The organism is Aeromonas sp. s13 (genome assembly GCF_040907905.1).
GTDB lineage: Bacteria > Pseudomonadota > Gammaproteobacteria > Enterobacterales > Aeromonadaceae > Aeromonas > Aeromonas veronii.
Map to the genome: position 1 here is coordinate 18,012 of NZ_JBFOCS010000032.1, position 14,526 is coordinate 32,537.

Genomic DNA, 14,526 nt, shown 5'->3' on the forward strand with positions numbered 1-14,526 from the left:
AGGCAAGCCATGAGGCATCGGTTAAGATGGATGGGACAGGATCGTTTCAAACCGAGGAAGCCTGATGTACGAGAATCTGAAGAGCCTGGGGATCCAGGATCCCGCCTCCGTCGACAGCTACACCCTGCGCCAGGAGGCCAACCACGACATCCTCAAGATCTACTTCAAGAAGCAGAAGGGCGAGTTCTTCGCCAAGAGTGTCAAATTCAAGTATCCCCGCCAGCGCAAGACCATGCTGGTCGACTCCGGTACCCATGAGTACAAGGATGTCACCGAGATCAACGCCAACCTCAAGTATGTGGTGGATGAACTGGACAACCTGACCCAGGGCGTCCATCAGCAAGCCGACCCGGACATCAAGCAGAAGATCCTGCGCGACCTGCGCCATCTGGAAAAAGTGGTACAGAACAAGATCAGCGAGATTGAGCGGGATCTGGAGAAACTCTAACCCTCCCCCCTCTTGCTTAAAGAGCGCCCGATGTGGCGCTCTTTTTATTGGCTGACTTTATATGGGTTTATCTGGTGATGACGTGCGATAAGGCACCGCGAGGCACACCAGCAGTTGTGCCGACATAGGGCATCCCGCTATATATCGCTCCTTGGGCAAAGAGACTCCTGCCGAGATCGATCTACAGCGACTCGCACGCTCCATAACCAGAAATAGCAAGAGGGAGGCTTTCGCCTCCCTCTTCAAACACGCTGATATTCAGGCAACAGGATTAGTTGCTCTTCATCCAGATGTCCATGTCGGTTTTCAGGTTGTCGGACTTGGTACCGAAGATGGCTTGAACGCCGGAACCAGCCACTACCACACCGGCAGCACCCAGTTTCTTCAGACCAGCCTGGTCAACCTTGGCAACATCTTTCACACCAACACGCAGACGGGTGATGCAGGCATCCAGAGAAGCGATGTTCTCTTTACCACCGAAGGCGGCAACCAGAGCAGCAGACATCTCGTCTTTGCCTTGGCCAACGGCCTCTTCAGCAGTCTCGTCTTCACGACCTGGGGTTTTCAGGTTCATGGCACGGATAACGAAGCTGAATACCACGTAGTAGATAGCCGCGTAAACCAGACCCAGACCAACCAGCAGCAGCATGTTGTCGGCACGCGGTGATTGCACCACGAAGTCGATGAAGCCGTTGGAGAAGGTGTGACCGTGTACGATACCCAGAGAGTTGGTCAGCACATAAGCCAGGCCAGCCAGTACAGCGTGGATTGCGTACAGAACCGGAGCGATGAACAGGAAGGAGAATTCAATCGGCTCGGTGATACCGGTCAGGAAAGAGGTCAGGGCTGCAGAGGCCATGATACCAACGATCTTGGCGCGGTTTTCCGGCTTGGCAGCGTGAGCAATGGCGAACGCAGCAGCAGGCAGACCGAACATTTTGAACAGGTAGCCACCAGCCAGCTGACCAAAACCGTTACCTGCAGCGCGGGAAGCGTCATCAGCAGTCAGGAAGCAGGTCATGATACCGTGAACAGTTTCACCGGCACCGTTGACGCAGGTACCAGCCTGATAGAAGAACGGTACGTTCCAGATGTGGTGCAGACCGAACGGGATCAGAGAGCGCTCAACCACGCCGTAGATACCGAAGGCCAGTACCGGGTTCTGGTTGGCAGCCCAGTCAGAGAAGGCACCGATGGCGCCACCCACTGGCGGCCAAATCACGGACAGGATCACACCCAGACCGATGGAGAGGAAACCGGTGATGATGGGTACGGCACGTTTGCCCGCGAAGAAGCCCAGGTACTCTGGCAGCTGGATCTTGTAGAAACGGTTGAACGCCCAGGCAGCGATACCACCGGCCAGGATGCCACCCAGCACGCCGGTTTCGATGGTTTCAACACCCATCACAGGTGCCATGACCTTCAGGGTTGCGACCATGATGCCGTAGCCAACGATGGCTGACAGACCGGATACACCGTCGTTATTGGTAAAGCCCAAAGCAACACCTACTGCGAACAGCAGGGCCATCTGGCCAAATACGGAACCACCGGCTTGCTCCATCAATTGGGAGACAATTTCCGGCATCCAGCTGAAGTGGGCAGCACCCACCCCCAGCAGAATACCTGCGACTGGCAAGACTGATACTGGCAGCATCAGCGCCTTACCAACCTTTTGCAGATTAGAGAAAGCATTTTTGAACATTGTGTGCGCTCCTGAATGGATTGTCGTCCCTGAACGATCTATCTGGATGAAATAAGCACTGATTCATTCAGATATCTTCGAGTCGGGCTTGTTTATTTTGACCATCAGAATATAACCCAGCGGGTCATAAATTGCTGCTTTCGAAGGCGGGGGAATATTGAATTTGGAGGGAAGATCACAACTTGTTTAGCAGCTAAAAAACGCATCTAATATAAGTTAATATATCCGCATTATCACTCTATTACAAAGACATATAAATAGCAGTTTCACTTTGTATTTTAATAATGCCATTTACATCAAAAAGCAACTCACTGTAACCAAATGTAACGGCGTGATTTTTATTTATTACAGTCTACCGATTAAAAAGGCCTCCAACAAGGGAGGCCTCAATAAATATATCTGACCAGTAAATGGTCGTATTATTCTATTTTTGCGACCGCTTGACCGCATCAATAAACACGCTTTTTGCCTTGGTTGAACCAGCCCGCTCAGCCTCGTTCACCAGCTTCATCGCCTTGTCGATATCCCCCGCCTTGACCGCTTTTTCGATCTGGCTCTGATAGAAGACTTCAGTTTCACTCAACATGGCAGGAGCAGGTTTGGCTGCGACAGTTGCCCCAGCCACTGTGGCTGCAGTCGCAGCAGGCACAACCAGCTTGTTCGGGGTCGCATCCACGATCGGTGTATTGGCATCGATCGCTTCCTGATAGACCGGTTTGTAGAAGTTATCACCGAGCGCACTGGCACTCATATCTTCCACATCAATTTTGACCACACCCCATGCAGAGTGCGGGATCAGCGGATCCTTGGCACCATAATCCTGCACGCTCAAGGACTTGGCCATCATTTTAGAAGGACTCATGGCTTGGGTAGTCTGGCTCAGGGTGGCCTGAGTGGTGTAAATCACCATATAGGTTTCATTGTTCGGATTGCCGACATAGGAGCGGTCGATGGTAAAGACGCCTTCAACTCGATCGCCATCCAACATACGCGCTGGTTTGTAGGTAATGATATCGGCACCTATGGTGCGGGTCGGCTTGAACTGGGAATCCAGCAGCAACACTGTGGGGTTAAACAACGTCTTGTCGATCAAACCAGCAACCGTGATCTTGAGATCACCGGAATTAGTCGGCAGCTTGAAGGCGGCGTAATAGCTCTTGCCTTCCGGGAAGTTGAATGCCGGAGAGCTGCCATCAATGGCAACCACTTTTTCCTGCTCCGCCGCCAACGGCTGATACTGCAACTCATTGATACTGCTGCAACATACTGTGGCGGCGCCGAGTTGCTGCAATGCGTTGGAGCGGCTATCGAGGATGCTCTTGTACTCCTGAGTCGGAGCCACCGTTGCCTCAAGCGACGCACATGCCGTCATCAGAGTGGAACACAAAATCGTCAACGCTACCTTGCTATATTTCATCTGCATACCCTACACGCCATCTTGAAAAAAAGAGCCCCCGACAAGCGGGGGCGACTTGAAATCAGGTGATGGAGAGATTACCACCAAGCTTCAGCTTGTACACCGAAGTTCCAAGCATTGTCTTCTTTCAGACCACCAGCGGTGCTCGGACGGAAAGTATCATCCTGCTGCACATAGGAGGCAAACACACGGATTTCAGGACGAGCCCAGAAGCTGGACCCAGCAGACCAAGCCTGAGCCAAGGTGTACTTGGTGCCGTCAGTACTCTTCTTGGCTGAACCGGTCTTCTCTACGTTGTCTTTGTAGTAACCTACCTCGGCAATAGTCTTCATTACATCGTTCCACTTGTACATGGGACGAGCAACGATAGAGAAGGTATCCATATCGGTAGTGTCTTTATCAACACCGTTGGATTGGCCATATACAATCTGGTGACCAAATTCAACCTTGTCACCGACCGGCAGCACACCCCAGTTAATCAAGCGGAAACCATTACCACCATCGCCACTTTGACTGGTCCAGCCACCAGCTCCGTAGTAAACAGCATTGGTGCTGTAACTATCGGTAAAGTACTGAGCAACTGTCTTGTTGAAACCACCCAACATTGACTGAGTCAACTCGGCAGTCAACATCATACCGTCAGAACTGCTACCAGCTGTGGCACCAGTAGTTGGATCAATAACTTTGCCTTTCTGCTCTTCTGTATCATTGGCCAGAGCATAATCAATGCCTAGCTCCAATGAAGCATCAGTCCAGAGAGGGATACCGGCATAACGAGCATCCAGAATATTGGTGTTTACATCACCCTCATCACTACGAACCCATGCAAACGAAGCTTTACCAGGGCCCATCTCGATATTCTCTACGCCAGCACCAGGGCCAGATACGTTCCAGTAATAGAAGTCAGAGATATGGATGTCATGACGCTGATAGTAGCGCTTACCGGCCCACAGGGTCTCATTACCACCAAACATACCCTTGGCTTGAGCATTGAACTGAGCAACCACAAACTGAGTGTCACCACTGGTGGACTCCCAACCTGTTTTCTGGTTTGCAGTCATGGCAACCATTGAGTCTACATAGAAAGTCTGGTTGTTCTTGTTGTAGACCTCTTGGCCCAACTGAACTTCACCATAGGTGTCGTTCTCATTTCCCAGACGACCTACTTTCTGTTTGCTGACATCAGTCTGCATATCCCCGTTGTCGGAAACACCAATACCGGAACGGAAGTAACCGTGGAAATCTACGGCAAAGGCGGCTTGGGAAGCCAGGGCGGCAGTAACAGCTGCTGCAATCGGGAGCCACTTCATTTTCATTGTCATATTCCTTATTTCCCGCAGTGAGGAGTGTGATCCTGAATATTCAACTTCTTATCACCATGTAATCCTGTTGGTGATAACCGAGGTTGATTATAGGGAGCGTATTTCACGACAAATATGAAGCGACTCACAAAATGGCGACAAATCGCTCGGCAAACGATAGCCACAACACCTGCCAGCAAAAAAACGGCCAACAAGGCAACAGTTAACCAATAAAACCGCAAAACAAGCAATCACACCAAACCTGAAAGCGTTACCAGCAATTAATTCGCGACTGAACCAAAGTCGTTATTTTACGATCGAATGACAAAAACATGACTGAGATCGCTTTCAAGATTGAACTTTTATTTGGAGAACGGGTCTGCGGTGCGCTTGAAATCATTACGCCGATGGAATGCCAAAAGGGGAAAATATCCCTCCGCCACTATCGACAATAAGAGTGGGAAATATGCTTGCTGAGTGAGATGACATTTGTGCAAATAACAATCCCCTGCCGGTTAAGGATCAGGGGATTGATATGGCTCTTTTTCAGAGAATATTCAGGGCTGAATATCCCACTTTTTCAGCCAGCTGAGTGCCACCTGTTCGGGTTCATCGTGCACGGTAGCATCTAGCTCCAGCGGGGGAATCACTCGCGTGGCGCCCAGCTCTTGCAGCAATCCGTCCAGCCGACGGCCCGCACCACAAAAATGGTCATAGCTGCTGTCGCCCATGGCAATCAGGGCATACCGCAGCCCCTTGAGCCAGGGCGCCTTGTCAGCCAGCTCGCTGGCAAAGGGCTGCAGATTGGGAGGAATGTCCCCCTGCCCGGTGGTAGCACTGACCAGCAATAAAAAACGGCCGGGGTCTATGTCCACCAGCCGTGCTTCTTCGTGCAGGGAACAGTGATGCCCATTGCGTTTCAGCTCATCTGCCAAGGTCTCGGCTACCAGCATGGCTACGCCATAGACAGTTCCTACCACGATATCGATCTGCGCCATTCTCAGCTCCCCGCGTGAGTCACTCTTTTGAGCAACTCTATCAGCAAGCTGGCGTCAGATGCCACCGGTTCAAGGCTGAGGATCAGGCGCTTAGTAGTCGCTCTCGCTGGCGGGCCAGCCCAGCTCGGCAAACAGGCGCAGCACATCCTGACCGAGTGGCGCCTGGATCCGCATCGGCACCTTGAGCACCGGATGGGTAAAGCTCAGGGTGCGGGCCACCAGCAGCAGCCGTTCGCAGCCAAAGTGCTCGCGAAAGAAACGGTTGTGACGACCATCCCCATGGGTGGTATCCCCGACGATGGGGTGGAACAGGTGATCCATATGGCGGCGTAGCTGATGCTTGCGGCCGGTCTTCGGGAACAATCTGACCAGACTGTAGCGACTGGTGGGGTGCTTTTTGGATACCGCGTGGGGCAGCTCGACCTGATGCAGGCGCCGGAAGGTGGTGACGGCATCCTGCGCCGGGCGATCCGGGTTGCTCATGGCATCGGCAATCTTGTCCAGCTGCTCCTTGAGGGGATAGTCGATCACCCCCTGCTCGGGCGCCCAGCCACGCACCAATGCCAGATACTCCTTGTGCACCTGACGTTGGGTAAAGGCTTCGGTGAGTGCGCGGGCAATCACCGGATCGAGCGCAAACAGCAGCACACCGGAGGTGGGCCGGTCGAGGCGATGCACCGGATAGACATGGCGACCGCCAATGAGATCCCGGGTCATCTGCATGGCAAAACGGGTCTCGCCCTTGTCGAGCCAACTGCGATGCACCAGCAGACCGGACGGCTTGTTGACCGCCACCAGCCACTCATCCTGATAGAGCAGGGTCAGCTTCAGGTCACTCTCTTCTCGGGTTTGATCTGGCATCATTGTTCGATCACTTTGCCGGAAAGCAGTAGGTCGAAGCGGGCGATCAGGCGCAGCAGCGCTTCTGCCTCGGCCAGATCCTCTTTGTAGACTTCGCTGGCCATGGGATAGAGGGAGACGCTGGTGGGCAGCGGAGCCTGCAACATCACCAGCTGCTCCATGCGCGGGATCAGCACGAACTGCAGCCACTGATCAAAGCTCAGGGTATCGACACAAAAAGGCAAGGTGCTTGCCAGGGCTTCGTCACCGGGATGGTCAGCTTGCCAGCGCTCAAGGCGCTGCAACTCGGCGGTGAGTTCCCCCAACAGGCCAGCTACCAGCAAATATTGATTCATCTCGCTCTCTTCCTCATAACCACAAATTGATCCGCCGACCCGACAGGGTCAGCCAGGATGCCGATACATTCAGTCGCACAGCACCGGCGGTTCAGCCGGCTCATCGACATACACGGCAACCAGCGCGACCTGCCGCCGTTAAAAAAGGGCGATACTATACACCTCCCCCCGCATGGCTGCCATGTTGATATCTGCCGCAGCGCACGTCTGCTGCCACTGGCTATCCTCGGCAAGGGCCTTATAATCGGCCCGCATCACCATTAGCCGGATCTCACCATGTCTGCGACGCCTACTGCCATCAATACCTTGACCGAATTTCTGACTCAGGCTGGCACCCAGTTCCAGCTGTTTGACATGGGCCGCCAGGTGCGGTCACTGGCAAGCGATACCTTTGTGCGCATCGAACAGCAGCAGGAGCCCTATCCCTGGCCACTGCAACAGCACGCTTGGCTGGGTGTGCACTTCTTCCAGCCGAGCGAGTCTCGCCACTACCTCTGGTTCCTCAAGTTTGCCCTCGATGAGCGCGGCCTGCTGATGTCAAACGGCCCCAAGCTGTTCATGGATCAGGTGGTGGAGACCCTGGGCTACAAGCTCACCGGCGATCTGGATGAAGAGAAAGCCCAGCGCTTGGCCGACAATCCCTACACCTTCCGCCCGGCGGAGGCAAAAATGGCCAGTCTGCACGCCAAGCTGGCGCGCCAGCTGGAGCAGGCCCCTTCCGCCTATTACGATGCCCTCTGCCACTATCTGGCCGCCCCCAACGACACCGGTTGGCAGACGCTGGGACTACAGGGCTTTGCCGATCTGGCCGAGCGACTGTATGATGAACGCAATCTGGCGCTGATCTGCAAGGCGCTGCCCAAACTGCCGCAAGAGCCGCTCTACGCTCTCTGCCAGAGCCTTGAAAACGCCCCGCTGCCGCCGGCAGTACAAGGCGCCCTGCTCGAGCGGATCGGCAAGGAGCAGGAGTGCGCCGCCCCCAACCCGGAGACCCTGGCCTACCTCTGCCGCGCCATGGCCTCCTGCCCTGGCAGCACGCTGCGCACCAACAAGCTGCTGACCCTGCTGCAAACCCAGCCGAGCCCTGCGCTGCTGCTCGCCATCGCCGGCCGGCTCTGGCCCGATCTGAAAGATGCCAATCTGCTCAGCCACTATCTGGAACAGCTGGCGCTACAACCGACCCAGTTCTTCAATCAGGTTTTTGCCGAGTTGGTCACTTTACCAGCCCTGCGCAATGATATGCTGGCCAGACTGCGTGACCCCAACCGCAGCGATGCGCTGGGCAAGGCCATCGGCCGTCTGTTTGCCTCGGCCTGATCCCTCGCCTTCCCCTCACGCCACGAGGCAACACGGCAGGAATATAGAAAAGGAGATCGGGAGTGCCGAGCAGGACTCCCGGTTATCGACATCACGATAAGGAAGCCCGCCTATGGGAGAGATGCTCGGAATTTTGTTGCTGATTGCCGTAGCCGGCCTGTTCTGGCTGCAACGCCAACAGGCAGAAGTGGCCTGGCAATACATGCGCCGCTACTGCCAGCACCATGATCTGCAACTGCTGTCACTGGCCCGCAGCCGCCGTGAACTGGCCGGCAAGCCGCTCAGGCTGCTCACCCACTACCAGTTTGAATTCTCCAGCGATGGCGAGAGCCACTATCAGGGCACCCTCAAGATGCAGGGGCTGCACGTCGTGGGCGTTGATCTGCCACCCCATCGCATCCCTTCTGCCTGATCCCCAATCTCGTCTCTGCGCCCGATGGCTGTGCCTGTCTATAATCTCAGGGATGAAACAAAGGGAGAGACGAGATGGAACCCCTTGTCCACGATCTGCCAGCCCTGTTTGCCCAGCTCGGGATGGCCAACGACGAGCTGAGCCTGCACCGCTTTGTGCACGACCATCACCTCGACAATGAAACCCTGCTGCCGGAGGCCGGTTTCTGGAACGCCGCCCAGGCCAGCTTTCTGCGCGATGCCCTGTGGAACGACTCCGACTGGTGCGAGGCGATCGACCAGCTCGATGTGATGCTGCGCCAGCCCCGCTAAGCCGCCCGCCCCTTTCCTCCCCTGCTGGCTTTGGTTAAGATCCCGCCCCGATATCGATCCCCCCTTCTCACCCAGAGCATGCTTATGTCCGCCCACGAGATCATCCGAATTGCCAACGAGCTGGCCGCCAAGGGCCTGACACCCACCACCGCCATGATCAAGGCCCGCCTCACCCAGCCGGTGCCTATGGCCGAGCTGCTGAAAGTGCTGAGCCAGTGGAAGCAGCAGCCCGTCGCGACCGCCGAGAGCGAGATCCTGCCAGAGGCTGCCCCCCAGCCAGCACCGGAGCTCACCCTGCAGCAACTCGCCGAACAGCTCGCACGCATCGAACAGAAGGTGGATCGCCTGACCGACCTGCTCCTCCAGCAGGGGCAAGGCTGAACCATGTATATCGTCGAACTCTGCTTTGAGTGTTACCGCGATACCTCCCTTGGCGAAGCCGAGCGGGCCATCGTCAACTACCTCGACATGCTGCGTTATCAGGGCCAGATCCTCGGGCGGGAGTTCCCTACCAGCATGCACGACGGCTATTTCGTCAGTCGGGTAGTCTGCCCGGAGCAGGATAGCCTGCACCCCGATAACCAGAGCGATCAGGTCAAGCTGGCCGAACAGCAGCTTAATCAGGCGGGGTTGCTGGCGCCAAAACTCCAGCTGCAGGGGGCTGATCTGCTCTCCGACAGCACAGATCCTTGCGGCCAGCAGGGCGAGCGGCCGAGCTGGATGATGCTCTACACCAGCTTCCTGCACACCTGCTCGCCTCTGCGCTGTGGCGACCACTTCGCCCCCATTCCGCTCTACCAGCTGCCCGCAGTCGCCAACGGCGATCAGAAGCAGATCATCAAGTGGCAGGAGGATTGGGAGGCGTGCGATCAGTTGCAGATGAACGGCTCCATCGCCGAACATGCGGCGCTGCATGAAATCGGCGAAGTGGGCAGCCGCCTCTACCGGCGCGGCAGCGATCTGGCCAAACGGTTGGAAGTGCTGAGCGGCATCCCCACCTACTACTACCTCTATCGGGTGGGCGGGCTGAGCGCGGCCGAGGAGAAGGCGCGCCCCTGCCCCAGCTGTGGCGGTGAGTGGGCGCTGGCAGAGCCACTGCACGAGATCTTCGACTTCAAGTGCGACAGCTGCCGTCTGGTCTCCAACCTCTCCTGGGATTTCAAGGATTAAGCGCGTTCCCTGTACGCGATGCCATAAAAAAGAGCCTTGCCGCATGGCAAGGCTCTTTTCGTTCCGATGGGTAACCTTGGCTCGAACAGGTGCTATTGCGGCAACGTCTCAAGCCGCTCCAGAAACGCCGGCAAAGAGGGCGCCAGCGTCAGACGGCGACCAGAATCGAGCCACTCCAGCCACACCTGACCACTCTCGTTATCCAGCGAGATGAGCGTCATCTCGTTGCGGGTGGTGGCAATGAAGATGGAGGGGGTTCGTTTTAGCTTGCGCAGCATCAGCAGGTGGCCGATGAGGTTCTCCTTGAGCAGGTCGAGATCCGCCTCGTTCCACGGCAGGATCAGTTCAAGGCGCAACCCCTTGAAGAGGCAGGGGATGGGGCGGCTGAACCAGTGCCCGAACAGGGCAATGGCGCTGGGATGAATTGTCAGCTCAAGGGCATCGGCCATGGCCGTAAAATCGGCGGGCTCGGAGCGATAGTGAGGACGCCAGGCCACCCGACCATCGGCGGGCTCACCAAGCTGGCAGGGGGAACGCCAGTCCGCCTCCCACTCGCACAGGGGCAGGCCTCGTCTGGCCTCGCCATCCCGTTGCCAGCGGGCAAAAAAGTGCTCCAGGGCAGACAAAACTTGATCCGACATCGAAAATCCCCACAATTGCTGGCAAAGTCCGCTATTGCACCACCAAACCCGGTAACAGACAAGGTTGCCAGCCGACCTTGCGACCCGGGAAACAGAACACGGGATACAGAGAGGCCGACGCCCAAGCCAAACGGCTGCAACCATCCGGCCCTGCAATGGCCCGTTTCATTCAACTCATCATGAGCACATTACGTGAGCAACCCTGTGAGCAAACAAGATAGATACGCCGGGGCCAGCGCCCTGACCGGCCTGAGCCTGGGCCAGCAATCCGATTACATCAGCCAGTACTCCCCCTCCCTGCTGCAGCCGGTTCCACGTAGCCTGAACCGGGATGATCTCAAGCTGGGCGATGACCTGCCCTTTAGCGGTTGCGATGTCTGGACCCTCTATGAGCTCTCCTGGCTCAATGCCAAGGGCAAGCCGATGGTGGCGGTGGGTGAAGTGGCCATTCCGGCCACCAGTGCGAACCTGATCGAATCCAAATCCTTCAAGCTCTACCTCAACTCCTTCAACCAGACCCGTTGCGACTCTATCGAGGCAGTCGCCGCCATGCTGACCAAGGATCTGAGCGCCTGTGCGGGTGAGATCGTCAAGGTGACCCTGTTCCCCCTCGACAAGGCGCCGCACCAGATTGCCCAGCTGCCCGGCGAGTGCATCGATGAGCAGGATATCGAGGTAGACAATTACGAGTTTGATGCGTCCCTGCTGCAAGGGGCAGCCGGTAGCGAGCTGGTCGAGGAAACCCTGCACAGCCACCTGCTCAAATCCAACTGTCTGGTCACCAGCCAACCGGACTGGGGCTCTGTGGTGATCCGCTACAAGGGGCCGAAACTCGATCGGGAGAAGCTGCTGCGCTATCTCATCTCGTTTCGCCAGCACAACGAATTCCACGAGCAGTGCATCGAGCGGATCTTTATCGACCTCAAGCACTATTGTCAGCCTGAGCAGTTGACCGTCTATGCCCGCTATACCCGCCGCGGCGGCCTCGACATCAACCCGTTCCGCTCCGATTTCGAAGCCGTGCCCGCCAACTTGCGTCTGATCCGCCAATAAAGTCGAGTTGCGACAGAGAGGGCAGTCGCACTGCCCTCCATGACTGGCAAAAAGGTTTCAATCGATGCTTTATGCAGCTGGGATAAGGGGGCTGGATAATAAAATCCAGACGAAACCCACTTGCCGGCCACCAGCAAACCACAGTAAACGCTGGACTCGCAGGGGGGGGCTTGGATAACATGCCAACACCTCTGCGCCGTCCTTAATCCAATGAATCAACTGTTTTTTCTGGCCATGATGATGTCCTCCCTGTCAGCTCCGAATCTGGATCTGGACAAGGAGCAACTCTCTATCGATCTGCAACAAGCGCAATCGATGGTACTGACCGATCCTGCCAGATGCGTCCAGATCACCACCGCCTTCCTGACGCGCGCAGCCAATAATCCCCAGCAAATCATCAGCAATCGCCAGGAGTTCGGTTATCGCGAACCCATCCTGAGCTACAGCACGGCGGCCCAGACCATAGGCGCCCACTTGCTCAAAGGGGAGTGTCTGCTGCAACTGGGCCAATATCAGGCCACCCAGCAAGCGCTCGACAAGGCGATGGCGCTGGCAGACAAAGAGCAACAACCGGAACTCAAGGCCCACGGCCTCTATCTCAAAATCCGCAGTCAGGCCCTCAAACCGGATAACCAGAGCACTAGCCGCGCCCTGATGGATCAACTGGACGAACAGCTGGCCGTCCCCACTCTCAAGCAGAGCCAGCTACAGATTTATGGCCGCCTGCAACGCACCAGCTACGACATCGAGAATCAGCACTTCGATGATGCCAAGGCCCACTTGGCAGACGCGCGAATCTGGGCCGCCAAGACCCCCAATCCCCTCGCCAGTGCCTGGGTCAGCGCCATCAGCGGCGACCTCTATCGCGCGCTGCAGCAGCCACAGCTGGCACTGGGGGAATATATCGATGCCCAGCAACAGGCCAAAAGCCTCAATGACCCGCTCTTTCTCGGCCTGCTGTCGAACCAGATAGTCAAACTCTATCAGCAGGAGCAGGAGCCCCAGAAAGCGCTGCAGTATGCCAATGAGGCGGCCAACTACTTCCACTCCATCGGCAACCCTTCCCTGCTGTGCGACTCCCTGATGGTGCTGGCGCGACTCAACCGCGAGCAGGGCGACCTCAATATGGCGCTGGTCTACTTCTTCAATGCGCTGGATCTGCTCGATGAGGGGAGCAACCGACCGCAGGCCTCCCTGCTCAAATACGAAATTGGCAAGACCTACCTGCAAAGCGGCAACCTCTCGCTGGCCAGCAACTACCTCAATGCGGCCCGCCAGTCCCACGAGCTGAGCGATGCCAAAGAGCCGCTGATCGATACCCTGCTGCTGCTCGGCGAGCTCTATCTGAAGAAACAGGAGGCCGCCATCGCCATCCTGCAGTTGGAGAACGCCCGCGCGCTGGCCAATCAGCTCGGCGATACTCGCCGTCAGTACGAGGTATTTCGCCTGTTGTCGCTTGCCTATGAGCAGAAGGGGTATCTGCGTCAGGCACTCGACAGCTACAAGCGCTTCCACCGTCTTGGCGAGGAGGTGCGCCAGCAGGAGCAGGCTATGGAGCAGGCGGCGATCCGCGACAACTATGTTCAGGTCGAGCGGGTACAACATATCAAGGAGCTGGAGCAGCGGCTTAACAACAGCCAGCATCAGCAGGAGCGCTATCTCTGGTCGAGCATCACCACCAGCCTGCTGCTGGCGCTCTTTATCTATCTCTTCTTCACCCTCTGGCTCAAGCTGCGTACTGCCCGCCTGCAACTGAAACGGACAAATGAAGCCCTGCTGATCGAGCCACGCTCGGGGCTGGCCAACTGGCAGCGGCTAATGAACCGCTGGCCGAGGGAGATGGCAAAGCGCCAGCTGAAATCGGATCGCTGGTACCTCAGCGAACAGCCCTCCAGCGAGTTCGATGACAAGCTTCACTATCTGCTATTCCGTGTGCCTTTCCTGGTCAACACGCTGGAGCGCCACGGCTATCAGGCAAGCAGAGAAATCGAGCAGGCCTTTGGTGCCTATATGGACACCCTGACCCCGCAAGATGGCCGTATCTATGACTTGCGTGAAGGACACATGCTCTATGTGGTGCCACAGCGCCACGTCACCAACCTGCATCAACTGGCAGGAGACCTGCTGACCGCCATCGCCGCCTTCCCTTGCAACTATCCGCTGGATCGCCAGATCAGCCTCGGGATTGTCAGTCACCCCTTCCTGCCGAAAGCGGCGACCGCGCTCGATCACAATGGCCTGTTTGACCTCTGCTATCTCGCCCTGTCGGGAGCCATTCAGCTCAGTGAAAAATGCCAGCAAAACGCCTGGTTGGAGCTCGCTGCGATCGATTGCCAACAAGCGGCATTTTTTAATGGAGATGTGTGGCAATGCGGCCTGATGGCAATTGACAAGGGACTGGTAAAAGTCAATTCTTCTCATGAAAAGCAATGGGTTAATTGGCCCAGCCTTGCAAGGAAGCCGGCAGCCGATAACCACCAGGAAATAATGTAGATAACAGGCGAGGATCGAAACCAGGTTCGACCACTGTTGCTATCCAACACCAAAAACAATAATGACA

At 56.4% G+C, this 14,526-nt stretch carries 15 protein-coding genes; 8 read left to right on the plus strand and 7 right to left on the minus strand.

The window, feature by feature from the left end; genetic code table 11:
* Positions 1 to 64: 64 nt before the first annotated feature.
* On the plus strand, positions 65 to 448 hold the full coding sequence (locus AB5Y82_RS04235; RefSeq protein ID WP_005338583.1) for a DUF3461 family protein: 384 nt from the start codon (positions 65 to 67) through the stop codon (positions 446 to 448).
* A 271-nt stretch (positions 449 to 719) separates the two neighbouring features.
* On the opposite strand, the gene ptsG is transcribed toward AB5Y82_RS04235, so the two are convergent.
* The 6 genes from ptsG to AB5Y82_RS04265 form a co-directional block, all read right to left on the minus strand.
* Complete coding sequence (gene ptsG / locus AB5Y82_RS04240; RefSeq protein ID WP_005338586.1) at positions 720 to 2,150, minus strand: PTS glucose transporter subunit IIBC; 1,431 nt, start codon at positions 2,148 to 2,150, stop codon at positions 720 to 722.
* 424 nt (positions 2,151 to 2,574) lie between these two features.
* The gene (locus AB5Y82_RS04245) at positions 2,575 to 3,567 is read right to left on the minus strand and encodes a MalM family protein (RefSeq protein ID WP_159143185.1); all 993 of its coding nucleotides are present in this window, start codon (positions 3,565 to 3,567) and stop codon (positions 2,575 to 2,577) included.
* 77 nt (positions 3,568 to 3,644) lie between these two features.
* Entirely contained in the window at positions 3,645 to 4,883 is a 1,239-nt protein-coding gene (locus AB5Y82_RS04250) for a maltoporin (protein WP_111899949.1), read from the minus strand.
* A 542-nt stretch (positions 4,884 to 5,425) separates the two neighbouring features.
* Entirely contained in the window at positions 5,426 to 5,866 is a 441-nt protein-coding gene (locus AB5Y82_RS04255; protein ID WP_159143183.1) for a flavodoxin, read from the minus strand.
* A gap of 90 nt (positions 5,867 to 5,956) precedes the next feature.
* Positions 5,957 to 6,730 (minus strand): tRNA pseudouridine(65) synthase TruC, encoded by a 774-nt coding sequence (gene truC, locus AB5Y82_RS04260; RefSeq protein WP_041202291.1) that lies wholly within the window; start codon positions 6,728 to 6,730, stop codon positions 5,957 to 5,959.
* Positions 6,727 to 7,062: a YqcC family protein gene (locus AB5Y82_RS04265; RefSeq protein WP_005338596.1), complete on the minus strand. Its 336-nt coding sequence runs from the start codon at positions 7,060 to 7,062 to the stop codon at positions 6,727 to 6,729. The genes truC and AB5Y82_RS04265 overlap by 4 nt, the downstream gene beginning before the upstream one ends.
* A gap of 276 nt (positions 7,063 to 7,338) precedes the next feature.
* Here AB5Y82_RS04265 and AB5Y82_RS04270 point away from each other — a divergent pair, with 276 nt between their 5' ends.
* The 5 genes from AB5Y82_RS04270 to AB5Y82_RS04290 all read left to right on the plus strand — a co-directional run bounded on the left by AB5Y82_RS04270 (position 7,339) and on the right by AB5Y82_RS04290 (position 10,272).
* Positions 7,339 to 8,379 (plus strand): DUF3549 family protein, encoded by a 1,041-nt coding sequence (locus tag AB5Y82_RS04270; protein WP_159143181.1) that lies wholly within the window; start codon positions 7,339 to 7,341, stop codon positions 8,377 to 8,379.
* Between the two features lie 112 nt (positions 8,380 to 8,491).
* Entirely contained in the window at positions 8,492 to 8,791 is a 300-nt protein-coding gene (locus AB5Y82_RS04275) for a DUF3301 domain-containing protein (RefSeq protein WP_058057872.1), read from the plus strand.
* Positions 8,792 to 8,865: 74 nt separating this feature from the next.
* Positions 8,866 to 9,102, plus strand: coding sequence for a DUF2789 family protein (locus tag AB5Y82_RS04280; RefSeq protein ID WP_005338602.1), 237 nt, complete (start codon positions 8,866 to 8,868; stop codon positions 9,100 to 9,102).
* Positions 9,103 to 9,186: 84 nt separating this feature from the next.
* Entirely contained in the window at positions 9,187 to 9,483 is a 297-nt protein-coding gene (locus AB5Y82_RS04285; protein WP_127006389.1) for a DNA-binding protein, read from the plus strand.
* A gap of 3 nt (positions 9,484 to 9,486) precedes the next feature.
* On the plus strand, positions 9,487 to 10,272 hold the full coding sequence (locus AB5Y82_RS04290) for a Zn-ribbon-containing protein (RefSeq protein WP_100646600.1): 786 nt from the start codon (positions 9,487 to 9,489) through the stop codon (positions 10,270 to 10,272).
* A 92-nt stretch (positions 10,273 to 10,364) separates the two neighbouring features.
* Here AB5Y82_RS04290 and syd read toward each other — a convergent pair whose 3' ends face one another.
* Positions 10,365 to 10,913, minus strand: a complete 549-nt coding sequence (gene syd / locus AB5Y82_RS04295; RefSeq protein WP_139741852.1) for a SecY-interacting protein — start codon at positions 10,911 to 10,913, stop codon at positions 10,365 to 10,367.
* A 204-nt stretch (positions 10,914 to 11,117) separates the two neighbouring features.
* Between syd and queF the strand changes: the two genes are divergently transcribed.
* Positions 11,118 to 11,966, plus strand: a complete 849-nt coding sequence (gene queF, locus AB5Y82_RS04300; RefSeq protein ID WP_368173696.1) for an NADPH-dependent 7-cyano-7-deazaguanine reductase QueF — start codon at positions 11,118 to 11,120, stop codon at positions 11,964 to 11,966.
* Between the two features lie 210 nt (positions 11,967 to 12,176).
* A complete protein-coding gene (locus AB5Y82_RS04305) occupies positions 12,177 to 14,459 on the plus strand; it encodes a hypothetical protein (RefSeq protein ID WP_042081124.1) in 2,283 nt (760 codons plus the stop codon).
* Positions 14,460 to 14,526 lie beyond the last annotated feature (67 nt).

What these genes read in the sequence shown, in the direction of transcription:
- AB5Y82_RS04275 (WP_058057872.1), top strand. Translation starts at nt 8,492, where the DNA reads ATGGGAGAGATGCTCGGAATTTTGTTGCTGATTGCCGTAGCCGGCCTG.
- AB5Y82_RS04245 (WP_159143185.1), bottom strand. Translation starts at nt 3,567, where the DNA reads ATGAAATATAGCAAGGTAGCGTTGACGATTTTGTGTTCCACTCTGATG.
- AB5Y82_RS04285 (WP_127006389.1), top strand. Translation starts at nt 9,187, where the DNA reads ATGTCCGCCCACGAGATCATCCGAATTGCCAACGAGCTGGCCGCCAAG.
- AB5Y82_RS04250 (WP_111899949.1), bottom strand. Translation starts at nt 4,883, where the DNA reads ATGAAAATGAAGTGGCTCCCGATTGCAGCAGCTGTTACTGCCGCCCTG.
- ptsG (WP_005338586.1), bottom strand. Translation starts at nt 2,150, where the DNA reads ATGTTCAAAAATGCTTTCTCTAATCTGCAAAAGGTTGGTAAGGCGCTG.
- AB5Y82_RS04255 (WP_159143183.1), bottom strand. Translation starts at nt 5,866, where the DNA reads ATGGCGCAGATCGATATCGTGGTAGGAACTGTCTATGGCGTAGCCATG.
- AB5Y82_RS04290 (WP_100646600.1), top strand. Translation starts at nt 9,487, where the DNA reads ATGTATATCGTCGAACTCTGCTTTGAGTGTTACCGCGATACCTCCCTT.
- AB5Y82_RS04270 (WP_159143181.1), top strand. Translation starts at nt 7,339, where the DNA reads ATGTCTGCGACGCCTACTGCCATCAATACCTTGACCGAATTTCTGACT.
- AB5Y82_RS04305 (WP_042081124.1), top strand. Translation starts at nt 12,177, where the DNA reads ATGAATCAACTGTTTTTTCTGGCCATGATGATGTCCTCCCTGTCAGCT.
- truC (WP_041202291.1), bottom strand. Translation starts at nt 6,730, where the DNA reads ATGATGCCAGATCAAACCCGAGAAGAGAGTGACCTGAAGCTGACCCTG.
- AB5Y82_RS04265 (WP_005338596.1), bottom strand. Translation starts at nt 7,062, where the DNA reads ATGAATCAATATTTGCTGGTAGCTGGCCTGTTGGGGGAACTCACCGCC.
- AB5Y82_RS04280 (WP_005338602.1), top strand. Translation starts at nt 8,866, where the DNA reads ATGGAACCCCTTGTCCACGATCTGCCAGCCCTGTTTGCCCAGCTCGGG.
- syd (WP_139741852.1), bottom strand. Translation starts at nt 10,913, where the DNA reads ATGTCGGATCAAGTTTTGTCTGCCCTGGAGCACTTTTTTGCCCGCTGG.
- AB5Y82_RS04235 (WP_005338583.1), top strand. Translation starts at nt 65, where the DNA reads ATGTACGAGAATCTGAAGAGCCTGGGGATCCAGGATCCCGCCTCCGTC.